5 protein-coding genes are annotated in these 3,212 nt (G+C 43.2%); 3 read left to right on the top strand and 2 right to left on the bottom strand.

The genetic code is table 11. From position 1 onward, the window contains the following. The first annotated feature begins 82 nt into the window (after positions 1-82). The 3 genes from AAGA18_15930 to AAGA18_15920 all read left to right on the top strand — a co-directional run bounded on the left by AAGA18_15930 (position 83) and on the right by AAGA18_15920 (position 2,225). Positions 83-562, top strand: coding sequence for a hypothetical protein (locus tag AAGA18_15930; protein ID MEM9446830.1), 480 nt, complete (start codon positions 83-85; stop codon positions 560-562). Between the two features lie 180 nt (positions 563-742). After that, positions 743-1,366 (top strand): SGNH/GDSL hydrolase family protein, encoded by a 624-nt coding sequence (locus AAGA18_15925; protein ID MEM9446829.1) that lies wholly within the window; start codon positions 743-745, stop codon positions 1,364-1,366. A gap of 115 nt (positions 1,367-1,481) precedes the next feature. After that, complete coding sequence (locus AAGA18_15920; GenBank protein MEM9446828.1) at positions 1,482-2,225, top strand: hypothetical protein; 744 nt, start codon at positions 1,482-1,484, stop codon at positions 2,223-2,225. Positions 2,226-2,369: 144 nt separating this feature from the next. Here the strand turns inward: AAGA18_15920 and AAGA18_15915 are convergent, their stop codons facing one another. Together AAGA18_15915 and AAGA18_15910 are read right to left on the bottom strand one after the other, a co-directional pair. Beyond that, a complete protein-coding gene (locus AAGA18_15915; GenBank protein MEM9446827.1) occupies positions 2,370-2,720 on the bottom strand; it encodes a copper resistance protein in 351 nt (116 codons plus the stop codon). An 87-nt stretch (positions 2,721-2,807) separates the two neighbouring features. Further along, positions 2,808-3,212, bottom strand: a 405-nt coding sequence (locus tag AAGA18_15910) for a carbohydrate ABC transporter permease (GenBank protein ID MEM9446826.1), incomplete at its 5' end; no start/stop codon positions are given.

Below are 3,212 nucleotides of genomic sequence, written 5' to 3'. Positions count from 1 at the left end.
TTAGACTGATTATTCCTTCGTTACCTATGTAAGTCTTGAAAGCTATGAAGAAGCTTATTTTTTAACACTCAGGTAAAGTAAAATGCCTTCTAATGAAATTCTTCAAGTTATTAGCGAGATTGCTGGAATACTAGAAGCTGTTGCAGTGATTGCATCTCTCGTATATCTTGCAAGGCAAGTTCGAGATAGTACAAAAGCAACAAAGGGAGCTACATATCAAGCAATTGTTGACTCGATTGGAAATCTTGAAGAACGTATTAGTTCTGATGCAGAAGTCACACGAATCTTTAGGTCTGGTCAGAAATCTTTAGAGACTTTGAACAGTGATGAACGCTTAAGATTTAGTCTGTTAATGTTTAGCTTTTTTAATTTATACGAAAATCTATTCTATCAATACAGAAATAACCTGGTGGAAGAAGAACTGTGGGCAAGTTGGTGCCGTGATATGCGTACTCTTCTAGCTCGCCCAGGAGTAATTAAATGGTGGGATAATTATGGTTCAAAAGAATTAACTAGAAGTTTTTGTGAGTATGTAGCCTCTGGACAATGTCCAAGAAGATAAGCAACAAGTTGAAAAAGCATTATAAAAATCGTATTGCAGCGGACGGTTACGCATTTGCGTCTGTAGATTGGAAATAAAAGCCGCCGCTGATTTGAAACTTCCACATGTCTATATAGCCGCTTATGTGGAGCAAATATATGGAAAAATCAAGCTAACCAATATTTAAGCGGTTAAATAACGATGCCCCACGTAGTCCTACTCGGCGATTCGATATTCGACAACGGTGTGTACGTCCCGGAGGGGCTACCTGTCATCGAGCAGTTGCGGGCTGTACTTGCTGATGATTGGTCGGCGACACTCCTTGCGGTCGACGGCGATGTCACAACAGATGTACATGCACAGTTGCAGAAGATGCCAGCGGATGCATCGCATGTTGTTGTAAGCTGCGGTGGCAATGATGCCCTGGGCCATTTGTCCGTTTTGGATGAGAAGGTTGCAAATATCTCACAGGCACTTGAGCGATTTGCTACCATCCGTCAAGAATTCCGGAGCAAGTACAAGGCCATGCTGGAGGCAGTGACCGCATATGCATACCCTACTGCAGTCTGTACAGTTTACGACTGTGTTCCTGGCCTTAAACCTTCTCAGCAAGCCGCTTTATCCATGTTCAATGAGGTCATCCTCCGTGAAGCAATCGAGGCGGATGTAGCATTGATCGATCTACGACTTGTATGTAATGAACCGTCTGACTATTCAAAGCTCTCGCCAATTGAGCCATCTCAACAAGGAGGTGAGAAAATCGTTAAGGTCATTCGTGCACTCGTAACAAATCAGATAGGCCAGACCACGAGGATATTAGCCTAGCAGGCATTACATAACACATGGCAGCCTACGGCTATCCCAGGTTCATGAATTCCTTGAAATAAACAAGCGTAGTCTAACCACACCCATGCATGCCGATCGCTAAAAGTAATTCGGTATGATGCAAAAATTATTTGTGAAGAGTAATTATCAGATGAAATCTACAAACCACCCAAGGCAAAATATCGAACGACTAGCAATCTTAAATGCATGGATAACGTCCAGTGTCGTCCTGCTTAACTTATTACTTTCATTGATTGTTTTTAATATTCCAAAACTCAAAGTAATAAGTCCCATGATGTTTGTAGCTGGAACTGTAGGAGGAGCCGCCAGCAATTATAGACGTTTACAAGAAGCCTATGTGCAGCAACTCAGAAATTCGGTGGATGAAAATTCTGTACAGGCACTTGATTTATCTTCAGAGCACATTAGTCAAGATCAGCTAGATGCAGTTTCTATTAAGGAAACCAATGAAACTGCTATCACATTGGAGGTTGATACATCAGAATCTGATACGCAAAATATATCTTTAATTGAGGCATCTCCAATGGACGAATCCCCAATGAAAGATGAAGCTACTTACTTTATTCTGAAATTGCAGATATTTCTATCACCAATATTTGGCGGATTATTTGCATTTGTTCTTTATGGTATTTTTGCGTCTGGCATCATTCAAGGCGAACTATTTCCGAATTTCAAAAGCGCAGAAGAGGAATTTATTACGCCCTATGAGTATTCAAGCAATACCTTACCTGCAACTAATGCGGATTTTTCCAAGGCAATTTTGTGGGCATTTATTGCGGGCTTTACTGAGGGTTTTGTCCCTAATTTTATTGATAAGTTAGTCAAGGATAATGAATAAAGATAGGTTAGAGCGCCTTAACTCATGTGGGATGGTTGAGACAAACACTAAACACCACTCGATCTTCGACAACAACAATGATAGGAGTTCCCAAAATAGCTTTACAGGGTACTGAGCATTTGGGGACTAAATTATCAGGATCACCTACTCGGCTTTGGGCATGTTCTCATGGTCTGGTATAGCATCACCATGGTTCATGCCACTGTGGTCCATCATCAGCTCCATACTGGCGGGACCGGCTGCTTTGATACCCATTGCTACTAAGCCAGATGTAAGCAGCCCCATGGATACTAGCCCTGTAGAGAGAACTCCCATGGCAATCACACCAATGGAAACAATGCCATGGGCAATCACACCAATTGCAACGACTCCATGGGCCGAGATGCCAACTGCAACAACTCCATGAGCACCAATACCCACTGAAAAGAACTTTTCCTTTTTGGGAGAACTGATGTTTTTTGTGGTGGTAGGGCTATCTATCACGGGTCGATGCATCACTAAAATACAGCTTGAAAATAGTAATTTGCTAGGTTAAGGCCTGTCAAAAGACGGGCTGTCATAGATAACAAAACCCAAGAGCCATCAGCCTTTTACACCACTGCTAATTTCGCTGGGGACGATGTAGCGCTGCATGATGACGAAGAAAAGCAGGATGGGTGCAGTGGCAATGACAGAGCCTGCTGCAATTAAGCGCCAGTCCAAGGAAAAGCTGCCTGCTAAACGGGCCACACCTAGAGGCAAGGTGTAATACTCAGGCCGATTGAGCACCAGCAGGGGCCAGAGAAAGTCACTCCAGGAACCGATAAAAACAAAGATGGCCAGGGTAACCAGCGCCGGACGCACCGACGGAATCATGATGTGCCACCAAATGCCCAATTCAGAACATCCGTCAATGCGGGAAGCTTCTTCTAGTTCTTTGGGGACATTCTGAAAGGCTTGACGCATGAGAAATATGCCAAACGCAGAGGCAATTGAGGGGAAAATCAC

It is taken from the genome of Verrucomicrobiota bacterium, assembly GCA_039192515.1.
In the GTDB taxonomy this organism is placed as follows: domain Bacteria; phylum Verrucomicrobiota; class Verrucomicrobiia; order Methylacidiphilales; family JBCCWR01; genus JBCCWR01.
This window is presented reverse-complemented; position numbering and strand designations above follow the sequence as displayed.

Excerpts from the sequence above, each read along its gene's own strand:
- AAGA18_15920 (MEM9446828.1), top strand. The coding sequence starts at position 1,482 with ATGATGCAAAAATTATTTGTGAAGAGTAATTATCAGATGAAATCTACA.
- AAGA18_15925 (MEM9446829.1), top strand. The coding sequence starts at position 743 with ATGCCCCACGTAGTCCTACTCGGCGATTCGATATTCGACAACGGTGTG.
- AAGA18_15930 (MEM9446830.1), top strand. The coding sequence starts at position 83 with ATGCCTTCTAATGAAATTCTTCAAGTTATTAGCGAGATTGCTGGAATA.
- AAGA18_15915 (MEM9446827.1), bottom strand. The coding sequence starts at position 2,720 with ATGCATCGACCCGTGATAGATAGCCCTACCACCACAAAAAACATCAGT.